Source organism: Mesorhizobium sp. M0296, assembly GCF_040321675.1.
Classification (GTDB): Bacteria; Pseudomonadota; Alphaproteobacteria; order Rhizobiales; family Rhizobiaceae; genus Mesorhizobium.
On sequence record NZ_JAMYRZ010000002.1, the window covers coordinates 1 to 19,778 of the forward strand.

Below are 19,778 nucleotides of genomic sequence, written 5' to 3' on the forward strand. Positions count from 1 at the left end.
TGAAGCCGTAGAACAGCTCCTCCTGCATCACACTTTGCTCGCCCATCATCGACTCAATCTCCTCTTACGACGAAGATTGAATCAGATGGGATATTCGGCTTGAGCCCCATCTTCGACGGTGATGGACGGAGGTGCTGCGCTCCGAGCTGATGATAGAACGTGGTCTGCAGCTACAGCCACAAGCATCAGGAAAGGAAACGCAGCATGAAGCATTATGCCGGATTGGATATCTCGGTAAAAGAGACCGCCGTTTGCATTGTCGATGAAACTGGCAAGATCTGCCGCGAGGTCAAGGTGGTCAGCCACCCCGACGACCTCACCGCGGTTCTGAAAGGTCCCGCCTTGCGCATCGAGCGGATCGGGCTCGAGGCCGGACCGTTGTCGCAATGGCTGTTCGAAGGCCTGGCCAGGGCCGGTTTGCCGGCAATCTGCATCGAGACCCGACACACCAAGGCATTCCTCAAGGCGCGGCCGAACAAGACGGATCGCAATGATGCGCGCGGCATCGCACAGATGATGCGCGTCAACCTGTTCCGCCCGGTGCATGTCAAGACGCTGACGAGCCAGAAGCGCCGCGCGCTGCTGACGGCGCGCAAGCTGCTGCAGGAAAAGGCCCTCGCCATCGAGAACGACCTGCGCGGCCTGTTGCGCAATTTTGGGCTCAAGGTTGGCGTCGTCGGGACCGTCAAGTTTGAGGATCGGATTCGCGAGCTCGTCGAAGGACGCTGTGAACTGGCCGAAATTGTCACGCCGCTGCTGGAGGCGCGCTGCAAGCTGCGAGAACAGTTTACAATTCTACATCGCAGACTTCTGAGAATCGTGCGGGACGATGAGGTCTGTCGGCGCTTGATGACGATCTCCGGCGTCGGTCCTGTGGTGGCGCTGGCTTATGCCGCGACGATCGACATTCCACAGCGATTCAGAAACTCCAAAACGGTGGGGTTCATCCTGGGACTGACGCCGGTGCTCAACCAATCAGGTGAAAGTCACCGCGTCGGTCGCGTCTCGCTGTGCGGCGACGGGATGATGCGCACCTTGCTCTACGAAGCCGCCCAAGTGATGCTAACGCGCGTCAAGAAGTGGTCATGGCTGAAGGCGTGGGCGATGAATGTCGCCAAGCGGTGCGGTCTGCGAAAAGCGATCGTGGCACTCGCCCGCCGGCTGGCGGTCATCATGCACCGCATGTGGGTGGACGGCACCGAATTCCGCTGGACGCGGGAGGCCTCGCCAGCCGCTATCTGACCGGGAAGGCCGTAAGGAGAGAGACAAGTTCCGCCACCGGCGGAAGCACGTCCTTCGCGGGACGATGGATGAGGCGAGTTCGTTGAAGCACTCGGACCGGTCGCTCACTGCAGCCGATCAGGCCGCGAATCAGATTGTGCCGCTTCATTCTCCTGATCCCATGCTGGGAGGGCTAAAGCCGATCCCGTAGAGAAGCGAGGCCCCGCGAAAGACGTCAAACGCCGGAGAAGCCGCAAGCTCGAAAGCGCTTGACCTCAACATGCCGAATAGAGAAGTGCTTCAGGACTGCTGCAACCCGGACTTTTTCAACACTATCGACCCTCCGCTGCTGAAAAGCTGCCAGTCCGCGTCCAGCCCCGAAACGGTCATTCTGGATGCCAATTTGCGAGAATCAGTCCGTGCGGTGCAGGGTGGCGCAAGAAGGATGGTTCAGTCGAAGAAGCCCGCATCCTCTTCCCGGAGATACTTCCTGGCTGCTTCGGCGTTGATGTCGAGGCCCAGCCCCGGCGCTTCCAGCAAGTCCACCATGCTGTCCTTCACGATCTGCGACGGCAGGCCGATTACGAGGTCCTCCCACCAGGGGTCGGAGGCGCTCGGGTATTCGAAGGCAATGAAGTTGGCGGGCAGGGTGGCGCAGACATTGATCAGCGCGCCGAGGCCGAGAAGGCCGTTCGCGGTGCCGTGCGGTGCCATCAGGATCGAGTGCATACAGGCGTGCTCGGCGACCCATTTGAGCTCGGCAATGCCGCCAATATCGGCCGGATCGGGGCCGATGACGCGCACCGCCTGCGTTTCGATCAGCTCCTTGAAGTTGTGCCGCAGGTATATCTGCTCGCCGGTATGAATTGGCGTCGAGGTGGCGGTGGTCAGCTCCCGATAGGCCTGCGGATTGACCCACGGCACATAGTCGCCGGTCAGCATGTCCTCGAGCCACATCAAATTGTACTTCTCGACCGCGCGAGCGAACTTGATCGCATCGGGCAGCATCCAGCCCGGGCCGCAGTCGAGCGCCAGGCTGACCTTGTCGCCCAGCACTTCCTTCATCGCGATCACGCAGTCGAGCATGTGGTTGAAACCGCGCTCGCTGATGACGCCCTGATCCATGGCACCGTGGTAGCCAGCCTTATTCTGCTTCACGCCGTAATGGAAGTCCTCGATGGTGTCCTTCATGTTGGAGTGGAACGAGATCCCTTGCTTGATCATGAAGAAATTCTGCGGCTGCTCCATCATCCATTTCACGTCAGCGGCGTAATCCTCCGGCCGGTCCCCCGTTCGCTTCTGGCGGATCGAGCCGTTATAGACGCGCACCTTATCGCGCACCTTGCCGCCGAGCAGTTTGTAGGCCGGCACGCCTGCGGCCTTGCCGGCTATGTCCCACAGCGCATGCTCGATAGCGCTTACCGCCGCGCCATAGGGCTTGAAAGAGCCGCGTTGGCGCATCTTCAGCATCACCCGCTCGACGTCGGTAGGGTCCTCGCCGATCAGCGCCTCACGGAAATGCAGCACCCAAGGCTTGAGATAGGTCTTGGTGAACTCGACTTCGCCAAGGCCATAGAGGCCCTCGTCGGTAACGATGCGGACGATGGGATGTTTGCCGATGACGGCGCAGCGGAGATCGGTGATCTTCATCTTCGGTTCTTTTCGCCTCAGCTCCAGATACGGTCCCAGGAATACTCGTTGTCCCAGTGATCCGTGGGCTGCCAGATGCCGGTGACACCCGGCTGCAGATGCTGCGAGATCACCTCGTCGACGACGTCGTCAATCCCCAGGCCAGGTTTGTCCGGAACAGTGATAAAGCCGTCGCTCACGAGCGGCTTGGGAACGCCGGTGACGATATCGTCCCACCAGTCGACATCGGCAGAGTGGTATTCGAGCGCCATGAAGTTTTCGGTCGCGGTCGCGACATGTGCCGCGGCCATTGCGGCGATTGGACTTTCGGCCATATGGATGGCCATTGCGACGCCGTGGTCCTGGGCCATGTCGCCGATCTTCTTGGTCTCGAGGATGCCCCCGCTGGTGAGCAGGTCCGGGTGGATAATGGAGAGGCCGCCGCTCTTGAGCAGAGGCTCGAAGCCTTCCTTAAGGTAGATGTCCTCGCCGGTGCAGATCGGCACCGTAGTGGCGGCCTGCAGTTGCCGGAACTGCTCGGTGTACTGCCATGGGATCACATCCTCGAGCCAGGCCGGCACGTATTTTTCAATCCGCCTGGCGAGCCGAATGCCGTTCTGCAGCGAGATGTGGCCGACATGGTCAATGGCGAGCGGAATATCCATGCCGATAACATCGCGAACCTCGGCAATGTACTGTTCAAGCAGGTCGAGGCCCTTGTCGGAAAAGTGGAGGCCGGTAAACGGATGGGGGACGTTATGCAAATCGTAAGCGGCATTGCGGGCGCGCCGCTCCTCCATGGTCTTGACCGGGCCGCGGCCGGGATGGATGCGGTACCCTTCAAGTGAACCGGCAGGGGAGACGACCGCACCGGGTACATCCGCGATCTGCATCAACCCCAGATCCATTTTGAGGAAGGTGAAGCCGAGCGCCATGCGCTGCTTGAGGCGCTTGCCGGTCTCGGTGCCGCTCGGCACGGTAGCGTCGGTGTCGCAATAGACGCGCACCTTCTCCCGAAACCGGCCGCCGAGCATCTGGTAGATGGGAACGCCATAGGCCTTGCCGGCGAGATCCCACAACGCGATCTCGACCGCCGAGACGCCACCGCCTTGCCGGCCATGGCCACCGAACTGCTTGATCCGGCGAAACAGGCGGTCGATGTCGCAAGGGTTCTCGCCAAGCAGCCGGCTCTTCAGCATCAGCGCGTAGGTGGCACTGGCGCCGTCGCGCACCTCGCCAAGCCCGACGATGCCCTGGTTGGTGTAAATCTTGAGCAGGGTTGAGGTGAACGGCGCGCCGACGATTTCGGCTACCCGCATGTCGGTGATGCGAAGCTGGGATGGCTTGGAATTCGCGTTCACCCGATTGAGCGCTTCGTCGGCGCCACCTGTCTTTGCCATGACTTATCCTCGTTTTCGGCTTGTCGTCCCGCACCCTGGGCCGGCATAGAGTGTTGCTAGCCCAGCTCAATCTCGTGGGCCTGCAGGTAGTCGCGGTCCATCTCAATACCGAGACCAGGCTTCGACATCAGCTTGAGGCTGCCGTTCGAAATATCGAGTGGTCTGTCGATCAGGTGATCGTATTTGCCCAGGTTCCACTCCGATGTTTCGAGTTTGTAGAAGTTGGGAACGGTCATCATTACCTGCGCTCCCGCAACCACGTTGATCGGTCCCGCGGCGTCATGTGGCGAGACCGGGACGTAGTAGGCTTCGCACAGCGCAGAAATCTTCTTGAGTTCGGTAATGCCGCCGGTCCAGGTAACGTCGGGCATGATGTAATCAGCGAGCCTGTTCTCGAGTACCGGCACGAAATCCCACTTCGTGTGGCCGCGCTCGCCCCACGAGATGGCGGTATTGACCTTCTCACGCACCTGCTTGAGGGCGTTAAGGCTCTCGGGCGGGCAGGGCTCCTCAAACCAGTCGATCTGGCCGGCCTCCTCGAGGCTCCGACAGAGGCGAATGGCGGTGGGGACGTCGAAGCGGCCGTGCGCATCGATGAGAATGTCCACATCGGGTCCTGCCGTTTCGCGGATCAGAGCCGTGAGTTCGGCGGCTTCGCGCTCGTCCTTGCGGGTCATGCTGCCATCGAGGTAGCCGTCTCGCTGTTCGCGGGGCAGGCCATCGGCGCTGCGGCCCTGGTGGGGGTAGGGATCGAACTTGAGCGCAGTGTGTCCGGACTCGACAATGTCAAGAATTTCGCGGACCACAGCCTCCTTGCTGGTGAATTTGGCCTGGTTGGGATGGGTGTAGAGCGCGATTTCATCGCGTACCGGCCCGCCAAGCAGCTCGTAAATCGGCTTGCCGAGGACTTTGCCCCGGATGTCCCAGAGGGCAATATCGATGGCGCTCACGCATTCGACGGCGGCGCCGCGGCTTCCCATGTAGGTGAAGCTGCGGAAGATCTTGTGCCAGAGATGCTCGATACGCGCCGGATCCTCGCCTGTCACGGCGACGCCGATCTGCCGCAGGATCGTGCAGAGAGCGCGGTTGGCGAGCCTTGTCGTGGTGGTGATCTCTCCCCAGCCACTCACTCCCTCGTCGGTCGTTACTTCGACGAACAGGAACTCTCCCCAGTAGGAAGCATCGGACTTGATCAGCCACGGCCGAATGCTCGTGATTTTCATCTCAACTACCTTTGCCTGGAAATGGTCAGCTAACGATGTTCTGGACTGGACATTCTATCCGGCCCGAGCGGCGTTGCGCGCTCGCATCTGTTCGAGAATATGCCGGCCCGAACCCTCGACATGGCGGGAAACGAGTTCGGCCGCCTTGTCGGCCTCTCCCGCCTTCACAAGCGCGATGAGTTCGCGGTGCTCGCGCATGATCGCGGCACGTCGCGCCAGCGTGAAATTGAAACGACGGCTCACGGCTCGCAGCACTTCGCGATGCTTCCACCAAAGCTCGGCGGCGTGGCGGTTGTAGTGCCGCTGGTACATCACGGTGTGGAAAGCGGTATCCAGCTCACTATGCCTGAATGTGTCGGTGAAATTGTTCTCTTCGATCAGGCCTTGGAGACGTTCGAGTTCGGCGATGTCCTCGCCGGTAGCCATATTCACAAACCATCGTGTCAGGGCTGGCTCGATCAGAACACCGATCTCGTAGATATCCCGGACAAAATCTTGATCAATGGGTCGCACGCGCGCCCCGCGGTTGGCGACAAAGGTGACAAACCCTTCGCCGCGCAACAACTGCAGGGCCTCGCGCACAGGATTGGTCGAAGTGCCGTGACGCCGGGCGAGATCGGTGACGACAAGCCGTTCGTTGGCAGCGAGCCGTCCCTCGATGATATCTTCCCTGATCAATTCATAAAGCGAGGCGCCCTCGCTGGAGGCCCCGATGGGATCGGTCCCCACCGGTGGCATCGCTTTGAAATCGCTGATTTCGGCCAAGGCCGGGCTCCCCAATTTAATACACACCTTGCCCGATATCACACACGGCTTTCGCAAACAATGTACGATTCTGCGCGTTGACAGGCAATCCATGATCTGAAAACGTACCAAGCGATCGAGAGGATACACTGAGTTGAAAGAGGCATCCTCGCGATCGAAACGAGCAAGGACCGCTTTAGGGCGGCATGGGAGAACCAGGGAGGATACCTATGACGAGAATTGCGCTCGGCAGTGCCGTCCTGCGCGGCACTGTCGCCACTGCTTTGATGGCATCCCTGACGTCTACTTCGGCGCTGGGTGCGCCGCCGGTCGATCTGAGCAAGTGGTCGCCGGAATATGTACGCTCGATTGCGGGCACACAGGACTTTGACACGGCGGCCGATTGCGCCAAGGTCACACCGCTCGATTACAAGGGGCGACTGACATTCTGGTATCAGGGCGTGTTCGAGGGCGACCCCGACCTCCTGCGCCAGTACTACAAGGATTTCTTCGAGACCTTCCGCAAAACCTATCCGAACATCCAGCTCGAGGAACAAGCCCTCACCTATAACGACCTTCTCGACAAGTTCCGCACCGCGCTCCTGGGCAATGCCGCGCCTATGGCGGTCCGCCTGCAAATCCTGGGTGGTACCGAGTTCGCCTCAAAGGGCTATCTGCAGCCGCTCAAGCCAGAGGACGTGGGGTATTCGACCGAGGATTTCTGGCCCGGCGCCATGAAGGCAGTGACCTGGGAGGGCGTGACCTACGGCATTCCGACCAACAATGAGACGATGGCGTTCATCTGGAATGCCGACATCTTCAAGCGTGCGGGCCTCGATCCAGACAAGGCTCCGGCAACCTGGGACGACGTCGTCAAATATTCCAAGCAGATCCACGACAAGCTTGGCATTGCCGGTTACGGCCTCGTGGCTCGCAAGAATGCCGGCAATACGCCGTACCGCTTCATGCCACAGCTATGGGCCTATGGCGGCGGCGTCTTCGACGAAGCGACGCCAAACCCGACCTATGAGCAGGTCCAGCTCGATAGCCCGCAGAGCAAGGCAGCGCTGCAAGGCTCGTACGACATGTATGTTCGCGACAAGTCGGTTCCGGTTTCGGCACTCACCAACCAGCAGGCCGATAACCAGCCCCTGTTCGTTGCCGGCCAGCTCGGCATGATGATCTCGCACCCGTCCGATTACAACGTCATGCTCGACCTGCAGAAAAAGGCGACGGGCACCGACAAGGACAAGGCGCAGACGGTCATCGACAACATGCGCTACGGCCTGATCCCGACTGGTCCCGACGGCAAGCGCGCCGTCGTGTTCGGCGGCTCGAACATTCACATCCTGAAACCCGAATATGTCGAGGGCGGCAAGGTAGACGAGCCGGCTGCGAAAGCTATCATCTGCATGTGGACGAGCCCTGAATGGTCGCTGAAGATGGCCTACGCCGGATCAAACCCGGGCAACCTCAACGGCTTCAAGACCAAGTGGATGAAGGAACGTCTGGACAACATCAAGTTCCTCGACGTCACCACCTCGATGCTGCCATACGGCATTCCGTTCCCAGCTCTGCCGCAGGCCCCCGAGATCATGAACATCATCATCCCGGACATGCTGCAGAATGCCCTGACCGGAGCGATGACCGTCGACGAGGCAGCCGACGACGCGGCCAAGAAGGTAAAAGACCTGATGGGCGGACTCTAGTCCAGCCCGGATCTACGACTGACGGCTGCGCCGCTGGCGCAGCCGCCTCGTTCCGAAGAAAAAGGGCACGCCACAAGTGACGATCGTGACCGGCAAGGCCGAGGCTCGCCGAAGATTGCAACCCGGTTGGTCCGGCGCGCTGCGGAAGGTCTGGGAGCATCGCGCGGACTACGCGTACGTGCTCCCAGCGATCGCCGTGATGCTCATCGTCATCGCCTATCCGATCTACTACACGGTCGAGCTGTCGTTCTTTAAGACACCGCCTGGCCTGCAACTCCGCGACAAGACCTTCATCGGCTTCGACAACTACACGACCATCCTCACCAGTCAGGTGTTCTGGAAAGTCACCTGGAACACACTGATCTGGACTCTGGGGTCAACTTTCATCTCCTTTGTCCTGGGGTTTGCCACAGCGCTGGCGCTCCACCGCGACTTCATCGGCCGTGGTGTCCTGCGCGCCGTCCTGATCATCCCTTGGGTCATCAGCGCCGTCGCCGCCTCCTACATCTGGAAGTGGATCTACCATTCGGATTTCGGGATCATCGGCGCGGTGCTGGTCGGCCTCGGATTGGCCGCCCAGCCGCCGAATTTCATCGACAATGTCAGCACGGTGCTGCCCTCCCTGATCGTCGTCAATATCTGGCGCGAGTTTCCGTTTGCCATGATCATGATGATGGCCGGCCTGCAGACAGTCCCCGACCAATTGCTGCGTGCCGCAAAAGTCGATGGTGCCAATGCATGGCAGCGCTTTTGGCACGTCACCTTCCCGCACTTGCGCAACGTCTCGGTGGTGACGATGCTGCTGCTCGCGGTGGCCAACTTCAATTCCTTCATCATCCCCTGGATCATGACGGGCGGCGGGCCGTCGAACGCATCGCATATCTGGATAACCCACATTTATGAGCTCGCCTTCGGAAGGCAGCGCTGGGGCGTGGCATCGGCCTATTCGGTGCTCCTGTTCCTCACGCTGATGACGCTGGGCTACTTCTACGTCCGTGCGTTAAGCGGCAACGAGCGGAAAGAGGGGAGCGCCTGATGAGCACGATTGCCGAGACAGCCCCTCGAGCCCAGACCCGTCGCCGCATGCGCGTCGACGGATGGCGGTGGGCCGGGCGCATATTCCTCGTGTTCATGCTGCTTTATACCGCGTTGCCGATGATCTGGATGCTGATCACCTCGATCAAGTCCGGATTCGCGGCGACGCAATTCCCGCCGCAATGGTGGCCGGACGAACCTACCCTCGCCAGCTATCAGAAACTGCTCGATCCGCAGAACAGCGTCGGCCAGGACTTCCTCCGCTTCTTCTGGAACAGCCTTTTCGTGTCGACCGTCACGACAATCCTTTCGGTGATCGTGGCTGTCCCAGCGGCCTACGCGTTTTCGCGCTTCAGTTTCCCCGGCCGGAATTTCCTGTTCTTTGCCGTGCTGCTGCGCAACATGTTCCCGGCGGTGATCTTCCTCGTGCCACTCTTCATCCTGATGCGCGCGATCGGTCTGATAAACACGCATGGCTCACTGATACTCACCTATCTCACCTTTGGCCTGCCGCTGGCGATCTGGCTGCTCAAGGGCTTTTACGACAATATCCCGGTGCAGCTTGAGCAGGCGGCGCGCATCGATGGCGCAACACGGTTCCAGGCCTTCATCATGATCGTGATGCCGCTCTCGACGCCGGGGATCATCGCCACCGCAATCTATTCCTTCATCGGCGCGTGGAACGAGTACATCTACGCCTACACCTTCCTCTCCAAGAACGAGCAGTTGACCCTGCCGGTCGGCATCCAACGCTTCTTCTCGGAAAATACGACGGACTTTCCGGGCCTGATGGCGGCCAGCTTTATGATGAGCGTGCCCGTCGTGGTGCTGTTCCTGGTCCTGCAACGATACTTTGTACGCGCCCTTACAGAGGGCGCGGTCAAGCACTAGGGAGTTGCCGATGGCCCACGTGGTCCTCCAAGATCTCGTCAAGAGCTATGGCAGCTTCAAAGCTGTCAACCACGTCTCGCTGACGGTCAATGACGGCGAGTTCGTTGCGCTCGTCGGGCCTTCAGGCTGCGGCAAGACAACCACGCTCAATCTCGTCGCTGGGCTGACCCCGATCACAGCGGGCGACATCATCATCGGCGAGCGGGTGGTCAACGACCTCGACCCCAAGGACCGGGACATCGCAATGGTGTTCCAGAACTACGCGCTCTACCCGCAGAAATCGGTCTACAAGAACCTGGCGTTCCCGCTTCAGATGCGCAAACTCCCCAGGGACGAGATCGACAAGAAGGTCAAGGAAGCGGCGCGAGTGCTCGACATGACGCACCTGCTCGAGCGCAAGCCGCGCGAACTTTCGGGCGGGCAGCAGCAGCGTGTGGCCCTTGGCCGTGCCCTCGTTCGCGACCCCGCCGTGTTCCTCATGGACGAGCCACTGTCTAACCTCGATGCCAAACTGCGCGTGCAGATGCGGTCGGAGATCAAGCGTTTCCACCAGGACCTCAAGGCGACGATCATCTATGTGACGCACGACCAGCTCGAAGCCGTGACCATGGCTGACAAGATGGCGGTGATGAATGGCGGCTACCTGCAGCAATACGATTCACCGGCGCAGGTCTTCGCCCATCCGGTGAACATGTTCGTGGCCAGCTTCATCGGCAGCCCGGCGATGAGCCTTATTCCGCTGGAGGCATCGACGGCAAACGGCAACACGGTGTTGACCGGCGCCGAGGGCTGGCGCCTTGAGCTCTCACCGCGCAATGCCCAGAAGGTGGCGAAAGCGACGACCAGGAAAGTCGTGCTCGGCGCACGTCACTCGACGATCAAGCTCCACAAGAGTGCGGTCCCTGGTTCCATTCCGGCCAAGACCTACACGGTGGAACCGACCGGCGACGTCACCTTCGTCCAGGCGTTCCTGTCCGGCGCCATCGTCAACGTCAGCGTGCCGCCGAACATTGCCGTCGCGCCCGACGAGCAGATCTGGCTCGAGTTCGACCAGGAGCGGATGCATCTGTTCGATGGCGAAACTGAAATGGCCCTCAAGGCCAACTGAGATAGGGCGAATGCGCGTGAAACGTGGGCGTGGATGACTGAGAAGCTTAAGATCACCGCGATCAAGCCCTATCCGGTGTGGGTAGGAACGCGCAACCAGATGCTCGTCAAGGTCGAGACCGACCATGGCATCTTCGGCTGGGGCGAGAGCGGCTTGAGCGGTCGCGAGAGGGCCGTGGCCGGCGCGGTCGAGCACTATCGCGAGTTTCTCATCGGCCGCGACCCGATGCAGATCGGGCGGATCTGGCAGGAGATTTACCGCAGCCAGTACTTCGAAGGCGGGCGAGTCCTTCAGGCGGCGATTTCCGCCATCGACATCGCCCTTCACGACATCAAGGGCAAGGCGCTGGGCGTGCCGGTCTACGAGCTGCTGGGCGGCAAGCAGCGCGACCGCATTCCCACCTTTGCCTCGACCGGCGACGAGGCCGAGGGCGACGTTGCCATCGAACGGGCCCGCGAACTTCGCGCGCAGGGGTGGCAGGCGATCCGCTTCTTCCCCTTCGGGCAAAACAGCAAGGACATCTTCGAGCCGCGCGAGTCCATCGGCGCCACCGCGGGTATGCTGAACAAGGCGCGCGAGGCGCTGGGCGACGACGTGGTCCTCGGCCTCGACTATCATCATCGGCTGTCGGTGGCAGAGGCCGCGAGCTTCTGCAACAAGCTCGGTCGCGGCGTGCTTGATTTTCTCGAGGAGCCGATACGGGCCGAAACGCCGGAGGCCTATGAATCGCTGCGCACGATGACCGAAATCCCCTTTGCCATAGGCGAGGAATTTGCCAGCAAGTGGCAGTTCCTGCCCTACATCGAGCGCGGCATCCATCAGTTCAACCGGATCGATGTTTGCAATGTCGGCGGGCTCACCGAGGCGATGAAAATCGCTGGCTGGAGCGAGGCGCATTATGTGGACCTGATGCCGCACAATCCCCTTGGCCCAGTGTGCACGGCCGCGACCGTGCATCTCGCCGCCGCGGTACCCAACTTCGCATGGCTCGAGACCAGGGCGCCCGAAACAAAGCTGGGCTTCGACAATTCCGACTTCTTCCCCGTGCAACCACGGCTCGACGGGACCGATTACCCGGTCGGCGATCTGCCGGGGCTCGGCGTCGAGGTCAACGAAGTTGCGGTCCAGGCGCAGAGTTTGCGTTTCTGGGAAGCGCCTCACCTTAAGCGCCGCGACGGTTCTGTTACGAACTGGTAGTTCCATTCAATCGGAGTCCACAATGACGCATACTTCCGACATCATGCGGCCGCCTAAAGACCTGATCGACGCGCTAAGGGAGATCGGCGCCGCGACGGTAGCCGGCACGCTTGGCCACATGGGCTTCCGCAATCCGCACATGGTTGGTCCGGTGGCGCAAAACCACGGGAAGTCGATCGTCGGGCCGGCGTTGACGCTGCAGTTCCTGCCGCAGCGGCCTGACCTCTTCACCGAAGGAGAATATGCCGATCCGGAGACGCAACTGCACCGGCACGTGCTCTACCACGCGCAGGAGGGCGATGTGGTCGTGGTCGACGCGCGCGGCGACATGAGCTCGGGCGTCTTCGGCGACATGATGTCGACGTATTTCAAGGGCAGGGGCGGGGCGGGTATCGTCATCGATGGATGCATGCGCGACCGGCCCAATGTCGAAAAGCTCGATCTGCCCCTATGGCTGCGCGGCTGGACGCCAAACTATCACGTGCAGACCAGCATCTATCCCAATGCCGTCAACGTTCCGATTGCCTGCGGCGGTGTCACGGTGATCCCCGGCGACATCATCGTCGCCGACGACGACGGGGTGGTGGTGCTTCCCGTCGCAATGGCCCCGAAGGTGATCGAAGAATCACAGAAACATCACGATTGGGAGGAGTTCTCGCGAGCGAAGCTCATGGAGGGCGGGCCGTTGCAACGCTACTATCCGCTGCATGACGATGCCCGCGGGGAGTACGAGGAGTGGCGCAAAACAAACCGCCTGGAGAACCCGAGTTAGTCAGCAGGCCTTGGCGATCAGTTTTGCCAGGCAATCGGCAGCCCCGGTCCCCGGCACGCCAAGATCTCTGACACTGTCCATGTGGTTGCGGTTCGTGAGCACAAGCGATGTTACCAACGATCCCTGCCGCAGCAAGCTTGCTTTGAATCGATCGGCTTGCTGATGGAACGGTGGCGTCTCATTGGCTCCGACCAGAACCGCCGCCCTGGTTTGAGGATCATGCCGACAGGCGAGAGGTGTGAACATGGCGACTTCCTCGTCGGTTATTCCAATCTCGTCGGCGAGAAAGGAATCCTGGAGCGGCTTCAAATCATAGAGTCCGCTCAGGAGAAGGGCTGCCTTCACATTCGAGGGGGTATGCTCGCCCTCGAACAGAAACGTTGCAAGATGGGCTCCTGCCGAATGACCACTGACGGTCAGGGCCGCCGGGCTTCCGCCATGATCGGCGATGTTGGCCAGGACCCACTGCTTGGCCCGGCGCACCTGGTCGACGATCCTCGCCATTCGGACCTTGGGCATCAGAGCATAATCAAGGATGACGGCAATGGCCCCGGCCTGGGTAATCGTCGTCGCGACGTATGAGTAGTCGCGCTTGGAGAACATTCTCCAGTAGCCGCCATGGACAAAGATGTGCACCGGCAGCGCCGTTCTTTTGCCCGCGGGAAAGAACAGGTCCATGGTCTCGGTCGGATCCGGTCCGTAGGCCACGTCTGCTGCCATCGGAATGGCGCCGCGGGCGACCTCGCTGCGGTCAACAATGTCCTGCACGATTTCGTCAAAATCCGCGACGTGGTCGCGGATGCGAAAGGGATCGCCTTGCATTCTTCTGCTCACATGCTGATGGCGAGGTATTTCGCCTCGATGAATTCCGCAATGCCGTGATGCTGCCCTCCCTCGCGGCCGAGCCCGCTCTGCTTGACGCCGCCGAAGGGGGCTGCCGGATCGGACATCAGCCCGCGGTTGAGAGCAATCATCCCGGCCTCGATCCGGGAGGCCACCCGCATGCCGCGCGCCAGATCGCGCGTGTAGATGTAGGCAGCAAGCCCATATTCGGTGTCATTGGCGCGCGCGATGACCTCGGACTCCGTTTCGAAGCTGGAGATTGGCGCCACCGGCCCGAATATCTCCTCATGCGCCATCTTTGCGTCGCCCGGCACGTCGCGAAGCACTGTCGGAGGGTAGAAGAAACCACGTCCGGACAGGACTGAGCCGCCGCACAAGACCCGCGCGCCGCGTGTGACCGCGTCGACGACAAGGCGGTCTATCTTCTCGACCGCCTTTTTCGTGATCATGGGCCCGCATTCCGTGTCCGGGTCGGTGCCGGCGCCGACCTTGAGCGAAGACATCCGCTTCTCGAGGCCCTCGCAGAAGGCTTCGTAGATGCCAGATTGGACGTAGAGGCGGTTTGCGGCCGTGCAGGCCTCGCCGGCGTTGCGCATCTTGGCCACCATTGCGCCATCGAGCGCCGCTTCGAGATCGGCGTCGTCGAACACAATGAACGGTGCGTTGCCGCCGAGTTCCATGGAACATGAGATCACATGCCTGGCAGCCTCTGCCAGCAGAGCGCGACCCACACCCGTCGAACCGGTGAAGGAGAGTTTGCGCACCCGCGGATCGGCCAGCATGGCGGCTGTCAAAGGCCCGGGACTGGAGGTTGTCAGGACGTTGACCACCCCTGGTGGAACGCCCGCGTCCTGGTAGAGCGCGGCCAGCGAGTAGGCGGTAAGCGGGGTCTCACTGGCCGGCTTCAGGATCACCGTGCATCCAGCGGCAAGTGCCGGCGCGATCTTGCGCGTCGCCATCGCGGCAGGAAAATTCCAGGGCGTGATCAGGATGCATATGCCGATCGGTTCGTAGTCGACCACAATGCGATTGGTGCCGGAAGGCGCAGTACCGAATTCACCGGTAATGCGAACCGCCTCCTCGGCATTCCAACGGAAAAATTCCGCGGCATAAGCGATCTCGCCGCGGGCATCCCGCAGGGCCTTGCCGTTTTCCAGTGCGATGAGAGTAGCCAGTGCCTCCGATCGTTCCGTCATCAGCTCAAAGCAGCGTCTGAGGATCTCGGAGCGCTTTCGCGGCGACGTTGTCCGCCAGCCATGGGCTGCTTTGGCAGCGGCGTCAACGGCGGCGGCCGCGTCCTCCAAGGTCGCATCGGGTACGGCCGCGATGATGGCTTCCGTCGACGGATCAATGACCGGAATTACCCTGCCATCCGCGGACTGCCGCCATTGGCCGCCAATATACAGCCGGTGCGAAATTGTGTGAAAGTCGCTGACGCCCTGATCATCCGACAGAACCTGTGAAAACGTGTTCATCTCGATATTCCCGATTGTTTACATGACGCAGCTGGCGAGGTCGCCATCAAAGGCGGCCTGGACCAGACGTCGCATGGACCTCAAATCGAATGGCCGCGGATTGTTCTTGATGAGGCGCTCGATACCGATCGCCTGTTCCGCCGTCCAATCGAGCTTGTCGGCAGGCAGCCCCAGCTCGGCCAACGTGGGGGTGATCCCGATTGCCCCAAACAGCCGACTGACCTCGCCAATGGTCGCGTCGGCCAACGCTTCGGGCGTCCGGCCTTTTCCATCGAGGCAGAGCGCGTTGGCGATCTCGGCCATCTCGGCCGCTGCGGCTGTTCTGTTGTACTTCATGACGAATGGCAGGATGGTGGCGACACCCAATCCGTGAGCGGTGTGGGTTATCGCGCCAACCGGATATTGCACGGCGTGCGCTGCCGCTGTGCCGGCCGTTCCGAACGCGCAGCCGGCTGCAAGTGCACCCATCATGACGTCGGCCCGGGCGTCCTCGTCGGACGGCCGGCGGTATGCCGTTTCAAGGCTTCGGCCAAGCAGCTTGATCGCCAGCAGGGCGAAGTGATCGGTCAAGGCGGTTTTGCCGACAAAGACATGTTTCTGCGGAAGGCCGGGATCGGTTCCGCGCCTGGCGGCGGTGAAGGCTTCGATTGCATGCGTCAGCGCATCGGCGCCTGCGATCGCGGTTAATGCCGGCGGGCATGTCATCGTCAGTTCAGGATCGCAGATGGCCGCGGCCGCGATCAGATACGGGCTGGAGATGCCGACCTTCAGCGTGCGATCCGGATCGGAGATTACGGCGACCGGGGTCACTTCAGAGCCGGTGCCGGCTGTCGTCGGCACCGCGATCAGCGGCAGCGTCGGGCCGGGCACCTTGAACTCGCCGTAGTAATCCTGGAGCTGACCGCCGTGAGTGATGAGCAACGCGGCGCATTTCGCCATGTCGAGACAACTGCCGCCGCCAATGCCGATCACCACGTCGGGCGCGAACTTCCGTGCTTCCTCGACGCAGACGGCAACGGTGTCCCGAGGAACGTCGGGCAGCACACGATCATGCACCAGTACGTCTATCGAGGCGGCTCGCAGCCCCGTGACAATCTCTGCGAACGGGCCCGTTGCGGCAAAACGTTCATCGGTGCAGACGAGTGCGCGACGCCCGAGCCTGGCCGCGACAACCGGAATGACGTGGCGTTGGCCGTTCCCGAAGAGGATTTCGCGCGGCAGCCTTAGGGCAGCGAAAAGGCTCATGACCTGCATCCTGTGATGATGACTGGATTGGAATGCGAGATGGCGTTCAACTCGGCCCAAAGGCCGGGTTCTATGTAAAACGCGTCTCGCAACGCGGTTGCGTATCGACGTGCCGAACCATCGCCCGCAACGCTGGCTGTCCGTTCAGCAGGTGAGGAAGCACGGGCTGCCAGGGCGGCACGCTGTTCCAGCAGGATCACCGCAAGCGCCATGGCTTTGTCTTGAAACGGCCTCAAATAATATCCTCTATAAAATCGTATAGGATATAGGATTGCATTGGCCGGAGCATCGTGTTAGCAACTTGATGTGTCAAGAGGCAAAAAATGCAGCCCATGAACTTACCCAGTGTAGACGAAGCGAACCCCGCCGGCGGACGTATCCAGCGCTCCAGCAGCTTGGTTGAGGACGTCTACGAAGCGGTCTTTGCGCAACTCATGTCGCTGAAGATTGCGCCGGGCTCGCGCATCACCGTCGACAGCCTGGTCAAGGAATTCAACGTATCCCACACGCCGATCCGCGAGGCGCTCGGCCGGCTCGAAGGCGAAGGCCTGGTGCTGAAGACGCATCTGATCGGTTACCGCGCTGCGCCGCAGATCACGAAACGGCGGCTCGATGAACTCTACGAGCTTCGCCTGCTGCTCGAGCCTCATGGTGCAGCCAAGGCAGCGGTGCTCATGGACGAGGTAAAGCTCGCACAGCTTCAGACATCGGCCGGCGTCATGGCGCGCCGTGAGGGCAAGGACGAGCGCCTGCGGTATTCCAACTTCGCCCGCCAGGATGCCATTTTCCATGACAAGGTCATGGAATTCGCCAACAACGAACTCGTGCGCGGGACACTGGCGCACCAGCATACCCACTTCCACATATTCCGCCTGATGTTCCATTCGCGCGTCACCGAGGAGGCGCTTGACGAGCATGAGGCCATCCTGGCCGCTTTCGCTGCGGCCGATCCTGCCGCTGCCGAGCAGGCGATGCGTCGCCATATCGAGCATTCCCGCGACCGTTTGTTGCTGGCGTTCGACTGAGACTGTCCCGATGTCCCCGTACCCGCCGTTGACGGTCATCACGCCGGTCAGTGCCAACGAAGACTACTTCCCCGATTCACCCTTCTAGAAACTCAAACCTACCAGGCGAGTACAGGTCTCGCCCGGCCGTTGCCACAGGAAAGGAAGTACCATGCCAGGCAAAAAGATCCTGATGCTGACCGGTGAATTCACCGAGGAATACGAAATCTTCGTCTACCAGCAGGCGATGGAAGCGGTGGGCCACACCGTCCACGTCGTGTGCCCAGACAAAAGCGCCGGAGACCTGATCAAAACATCGCTGCACGATTTCGAGGGCGATCAAACCTACACTGAAAAGCTCGGCCACTATGCGCTGATCAACAAGACCTTCTCCGACGCTGAGAAGCAGATGGAGCAATACCACGCCGTTTACTGCGCGGGCGGTCGTGGCCCCGAATACATCCGCACCGACAAGCGCGTGCAGGCGATGGTGCGCCACTTCCACGAAACCAAGAAGCCGATTTTCACGATCTGCCACGGTGTGCAGATCCTGATTGCGGTAGACGGCGTCGTGCGTGGCAAGAAGGTCGGCGCGCTGGCGGCGTGCGAGCCCGAAGTGACGCTTGCGGGCGGCACCTATATCGACCTGTCTCCAACGGAGGCATATGTGGATGGCACGATGGTTTCGGCAAAAGGCTGGACGGCCCTTGCAGCGTTCATCCGCGAATGCCTGAAGGTGCTCGGAACGGAGATCCGCCACGCGTAGACCTTTGCTCCGACGCATCCAAAAGGGTGCGTCGGTCCTTGCTGCAGCCTCCGTAGCTTCTGCCGATAGTCTCCCGAGCTGATAAGCTTCCGGAAGGCACGTCCCTTAGGTAGCGCGGCCATAACGGTCCCCTCGGCCCTGCGCAACTTTGTCGGTAGTCAAAGGGTGAGGGAAACCAAACTCGCTTACGAGTGATCGGACAACTCGTCTGCTACCTAATCCGGACAACTCATCTGCTTACGACGCTACGAAGTCGCACCGCTGTCGGAAGTCGCACCGCTTGAGTGCCCGACGTTGCTGCTCTATATGATGCGTGATGATTGATGCGCACCAGGAGGGCGACATGAGAACCACACTGGCGATCGATGACGACGTCCTGGTTGCGGCCAAGGCCATCGCCCGGCAGCAGGATCGCAGCCTCGGCGAGGTCATCACCGATCTCGCCCGGCGCTCGCTGCGCCGGCCTCAAGCCGGCGGCGAGCGCAACGGGATTCCTCTACTGTCGCCTCGGCCGGATGCACCGCCTGTCACGCTTGAGACGGTCAATGCCCTGCGAGACGAACTGCCTTGACGTTCCTGCTCGATGTCAATGTGCTGATCGCACTGATCGATCCTGGCCACGTCGCCCATGACGACGCGCATGACTGGTTCGAACAGGCCGGCAACGCCGCATGGGCTACGTGTCCCATCACCGAAAACGGCGTCCTGCGCATCGTCGGCAACCAAAGATATCCCAATTCTCCCGGCTCGCCCGCCGTCGTTGCGCAAATCGTTACCAAGTTGCGGGCTCTGCACGGGCACAGCTTCTGGCCCGACGATGTGAGCCTGGTTGGCTCGGGCGACATCGATGCAGCGAAAATCCTGACCTCGGCACAGGTCACGGATACGTATCTTCTCGCGCTCGCCAAGGCGCGTGGCGGCCAACTTGCGAGCTTTGACCGCAAGCTGTCAGTCGCGGCCGTGAAGGGCGGGAGGTCTGCACTGCACCTGATTCCCACAAGGTAGACCGCCAGGCTCTTTTTGTCTGTTCTGCATCGCCGAACCGCGCAGGTTGAGATAGGCATAGCCGCGCAGCACCATCAGGCCGGTGCGCTCAGGCGCAATGCGCTACCGTTCGTCCAAGGCCACGAGTGTCTCAACATGCCGCCCCTCTTGGATGGTTCGTTCTCCAGCTTCCAGTCAAGGTCGGGCTTGAACCGTTGCGCGGCTGCCTGCGACTGGTACAATGCGTCGGCTTACGAAGCGAAGCTGTTGTTTCTTGGCGACGAATGTTTGCTGGGTGATCCATTGCAAGACATCGGTGCTCAGGGGCGCTGGCGGTGTAGTCGCCAATACTTTCGAGACTGGCGCCAGACAGACGCGCCGCACGTTCGTGTCCCACCTTACCACCTCCAGGACCTCGCGACATCGAGCCTATCCGGAGTGGTTCTACCCGCTGGTCGAAGATAAGCCGTTTCTGACCTTCGGTATGCCGCGGGACGTGTTCATCTCGATGGCTGGCGCGGCCGAGTTCACG

The 19,778-nt window shown here is 61.1% G+C and carries 18 protein-coding genes; 11 read left to right on the forward strand and 7 right to left on the reverse strand.

Annotation, left to right across the window (positions count from 1 at the left end):
• Positions 1–204: 204 nt before the first annotated feature.
• The gene (locus NKI97_RS02870) at positions 205–1,242 is read left to right on the forward strand and encodes an IS110 family RNA-guided transposase (RefSeq protein ID WP_352832599.1); all 1,038 of its coding nucleotides are present in this window, start codon (positions 205–207) and stop codon (positions 1,240–1,242) included.
• 429 nt (positions 1,243–1,671) lie between these two features.
• Here the strand turns inward: NKI97_RS02870 and NKI97_RS02875 are convergent, their stop codons facing one another.
• From NKI97_RS02875 to NKI97_RS02890, 4 genes are read right to left on the reverse strand one after another with little or no spacing between them, the layout of a single operon-like run.
• A complete protein-coding gene (locus NKI97_RS02875; protein WP_352832602.1) occupies positions 1,672–2,871 on the reverse strand; it encodes a mandelate racemase/muconate lactonizing enzyme family protein in 1,200 nt (399 codons plus the stop codon).
• A gap of 17 nt (positions 2,872–2,888) precedes the next feature.
• Positions 2,889–4,250: a mandelate racemase/muconate lactonizing enzyme family protein gene (locus NKI97_RS02880; protein ID WP_352832604.1), complete on the reverse strand. Its 1,362-nt coding sequence runs from the start codon at positions 4,248–4,250 to the stop codon at positions 2,889–2,891.
• Positions 4,251–4,306: 56 nt separating this feature from the next.
• The gene (locus tag NKI97_RS02885) at positions 4,307–5,473 is read right to left on the reverse strand and encodes a mandelate racemase/muconate lactonizing enzyme family protein (protein WP_352698781.1); all 1,167 of its coding nucleotides are present in this window, start codon (positions 5,471–5,473) and stop codon (positions 4,307–4,309) included.
• A gap of 54 nt (positions 5,474–5,527) precedes the next feature.
• Complete coding sequence (locus NKI97_RS02890) at positions 5,528–6,238, reverse strand: GntR family transcriptional regulator (RefSeq protein ID WP_352832607.1); 711 nt, start codon at positions 6,236–6,238, stop codon at positions 5,528–5,530.
• Positions 6,239–6,447: 209 nt separating this feature from the next.
• Between NKI97_RS02890 and NKI97_RS02895 the strand changes: the two genes are divergently transcribed.
• The 6 genes from NKI97_RS02895 to NKI97_RS02920 all read left to right on the forward strand — a co-directional run bounded on the left by NKI97_RS02895 (position 6,448) and on the right by NKI97_RS02920 (position 12,929).
• Entirely contained in the window at positions 6,448–7,926 is a 1,479-nt protein-coding gene (locus NKI97_RS02895; RefSeq protein WP_352832610.1) for an ABC transporter substrate-binding protein, read from the forward strand.
• Positions 7,927–8,002: 76 nt separating this feature from the next.
• Positions 8,003–8,962: a carbohydrate ABC transporter permease gene (locus NKI97_RS02900; protein ID WP_352745116.1), complete on the forward strand. Its 960-nt coding sequence runs from the start codon at positions 8,003–8,005 to the stop codon at positions 8,960–8,962.
• On the forward strand, positions 8,962–9,852 hold the full coding sequence (locus NKI97_RS02905) for a carbohydrate ABC transporter permease (RefSeq protein ID WP_023679256.1): 891 nt from the start codon (positions 8,962–8,964) through the stop codon (positions 9,850–9,852). Before NKI97_RS02900 ends, NKI97_RS02905 begins: the two co-directional genes overlap by 1 nt.
• A gap of 10 nt (positions 9,853–9,862) precedes the next feature.
• A complete protein-coding gene (locus NKI97_RS02910) occupies positions 9,863–10,960 on the forward strand; it encodes an ABC transporter ATP-binding protein (RefSeq protein WP_352832613.1) in 1,098 nt (365 codons plus the stop codon).
• Between the two features lie 33 nt (positions 10,961–10,993).
• Positions 10,994–12,157 (forward strand): mandelate racemase/muconate lactonizing enzyme family protein, encoded by a 1,164-nt coding sequence (locus NKI97_RS02915; protein WP_352832615.1) that lies wholly within the window; start codon positions 10,994–10,996, stop codon positions 12,155–12,157.
• A gap of 22 nt (positions 12,158–12,179) precedes the next feature.
• Positions 12,180–12,929, forward strand: coding sequence for a ribonuclease activity regulator RraA (locus tag NKI97_RS02920; RefSeq protein WP_352569974.1), 750 nt, complete (start codon positions 12,180–12,182; stop codon positions 12,927–12,929).
• Here NKI97_RS02920 and NKI97_RS02925 read toward each other — a convergent pair whose 3' ends face one another.
• The 3 genes from NKI97_RS02925 to NKI97_RS02935 are packed head-to-tail and all read right to left on the reverse strand — an operon-like array spanning position 12,930 to position 16,492.
• Entirely contained in the window at positions 12,930–13,751 is an 822-nt protein-coding gene (locus tag NKI97_RS02925) for an alpha/beta hydrolase (RefSeq protein ID WP_502907066.1), read from the reverse strand.
• 8 nt (positions 13,752–13,759) lie between these two features.
• Positions 13,760–15,247 (reverse strand): NAD-dependent succinate-semialdehyde dehydrogenase, encoded by a 1,488-nt coding sequence (locus tag NKI97_RS02930; protein ID WP_352832621.1) that lies wholly within the window; start codon positions 15,245–15,247, stop codon positions 13,760–13,762.
• A gap of 18 nt (positions 15,248–15,265) precedes the next feature.
• Positions 15,266–16,492 carry an iron-containing alcohol dehydrogenase gene (locus tag NKI97_RS02935; RefSeq protein ID WP_352832624.1) on the reverse strand — a complete coding sequence of 409 codons (1,227 nt, stop codon included), beginning with the start codon at positions 16,490–16,492 and terminating at the stop codon, positions 15,266–15,268.
• A 323-nt stretch (positions 16,493–16,815) separates the two neighbouring features.
• On the opposite strand from NKI97_RS02935, the gene NKI97_RS02940 reads away from it, so the two are divergent.
• The 4 genes from NKI97_RS02940 (at position 16,816) to NKI97_RS02955 (ending at position 19,267) form a co-directional block, all read left to right on the forward strand.
• Entirely contained in the window at positions 16,816–17,517 is a 702-nt protein-coding gene (locus NKI97_RS02940) for a GntR family transcriptional regulator (protein ID WP_352832627.1), read from the forward strand.
• A 151-nt stretch (positions 17,518–17,668) separates the two neighbouring features.
• A complete protein-coding gene (locus NKI97_RS02945; protein WP_352540695.1) occupies positions 17,669–18,262 on the forward strand; it encodes a DJ-1/PfpI family protein in 594 nt (197 codons plus the stop codon).
• A gap of 343 nt (positions 18,263–18,605) precedes the next feature.
• Entirely contained in the window at positions 18,606–18,833 is a 228-nt protein-coding gene (locus NKI97_RS02950; RefSeq protein WP_023679266.1) for a hypothetical protein, read from the forward strand.
• A complete protein-coding gene (locus NKI97_RS02955; protein ID WP_352449161.1) occupies positions 18,830–19,267 on the forward strand; it encodes a TA system VapC family ribonuclease toxin in 438 nt (145 codons plus the stop codon). Before NKI97_RS02950 ends, NKI97_RS02955 begins: the two co-directional genes overlap by 4 nt.
• Positions 19,268–19,778 lie beyond the last annotated feature (511 nt).

Excerpts from the sequence above, each read along its gene's own strand:
- NKI97_RS02950 (WP_023679266.1), top strand. The coding sequence starts at position 18,606 with ATGAGAACCACACTGGCGATCGATGACGACGTCCTGGTTGCGGCCAAG.
- NKI97_RS02945 (WP_352540695.1), top strand. The coding sequence starts at position 17,669 with ATGCCAGGCAAAAAGATCCTGATGCTGACCGGTGAATTCACCGAGGAA.
- NKI97_RS02910 (WP_352832613.1), top strand. The coding sequence starts at position 9,863 with ATGGCCCACGTGGTCCTCCAAGATCTCGTCAAGAGCTATGGCAGCTTC.
- NKI97_RS02935 (WP_352832624.1), bottom strand. The coding sequence starts at position 16,492 with ATGAGCCTTTTCGCTGCCCTAAGGCTGCCGCGCGAAATCCTCTTCGGG.
- NKI97_RS02915 (WP_352832615.1), top strand. The coding sequence starts at position 10,994 with ATGACTGAGAAGCTTAAGATCACCGCGATCAAGCCCTATCCGGTGTGG.
- NKI97_RS02940 (WP_352832627.1), top strand. The coding sequence starts at position 16,816 with ATGCAGCCCATGAACTTACCCAGTGTAGACGAAGCGAACCCCGCCGGC.
- NKI97_RS02870 (WP_352832599.1), top strand. The coding sequence starts at position 205 with ATGAAGCATTATGCCGGATTGGATATCTCGGTAAAAGAGACCGCCGTT.
- NKI97_RS02880 (WP_352832604.1), bottom strand. The coding sequence starts at position 4,250 with ATGGCAAAGACAGGTGGCGCCGACGAAGCGCTCAATCGGGTGAACGCG.
- NKI97_RS02930 (WP_352832621.1), bottom strand. The coding sequence starts at position 15,247 with ATGAACACGTTTTCACAGGTTCTGTCGGATGATCAGGGCGTCAGCGAC.
- NKI97_RS02920 (WP_352569974.1), top strand. The coding sequence starts at position 12,180 with ATGACGCATACTTCCGACATCATGCGGCCGCCTAAAGACCTGATCGAC.
- NKI97_RS02875 (WP_352832602.1), bottom strand. The coding sequence starts at position 2,871 with ATGAAGATCACCGATCTCCGCTGCGCCGTCATCGGCAAACATCCCATC.
- NKI97_RS02895 (WP_352832610.1), top strand. The coding sequence starts at position 6,448 with ATGACGAGAATTGCGCTCGGCAGTGCCGTCCTGCGCGGCACTGTCGCC.
- NKI97_RS02885 (WP_352698781.1), bottom strand. The coding sequence starts at position 5,473 with ATGAAAATCACGAGCATTCGGCCGTGGCTGATCAAGTCCGATGCTTCC.
- NKI97_RS02905 (WP_023679256.1), top strand. The coding sequence starts at position 8,962 with ATGAGCACGATTGCCGAGACAGCCCCTCGAGCCCAGACCCGTCGCCGC.
- NKI97_RS02925 (WP_502907066.1), bottom strand. The coding sequence starts at position 13,751 with ATGCAAGGCGATCCCTTTCGCATCCGCGACCACGTCGCGGATTTTGAC.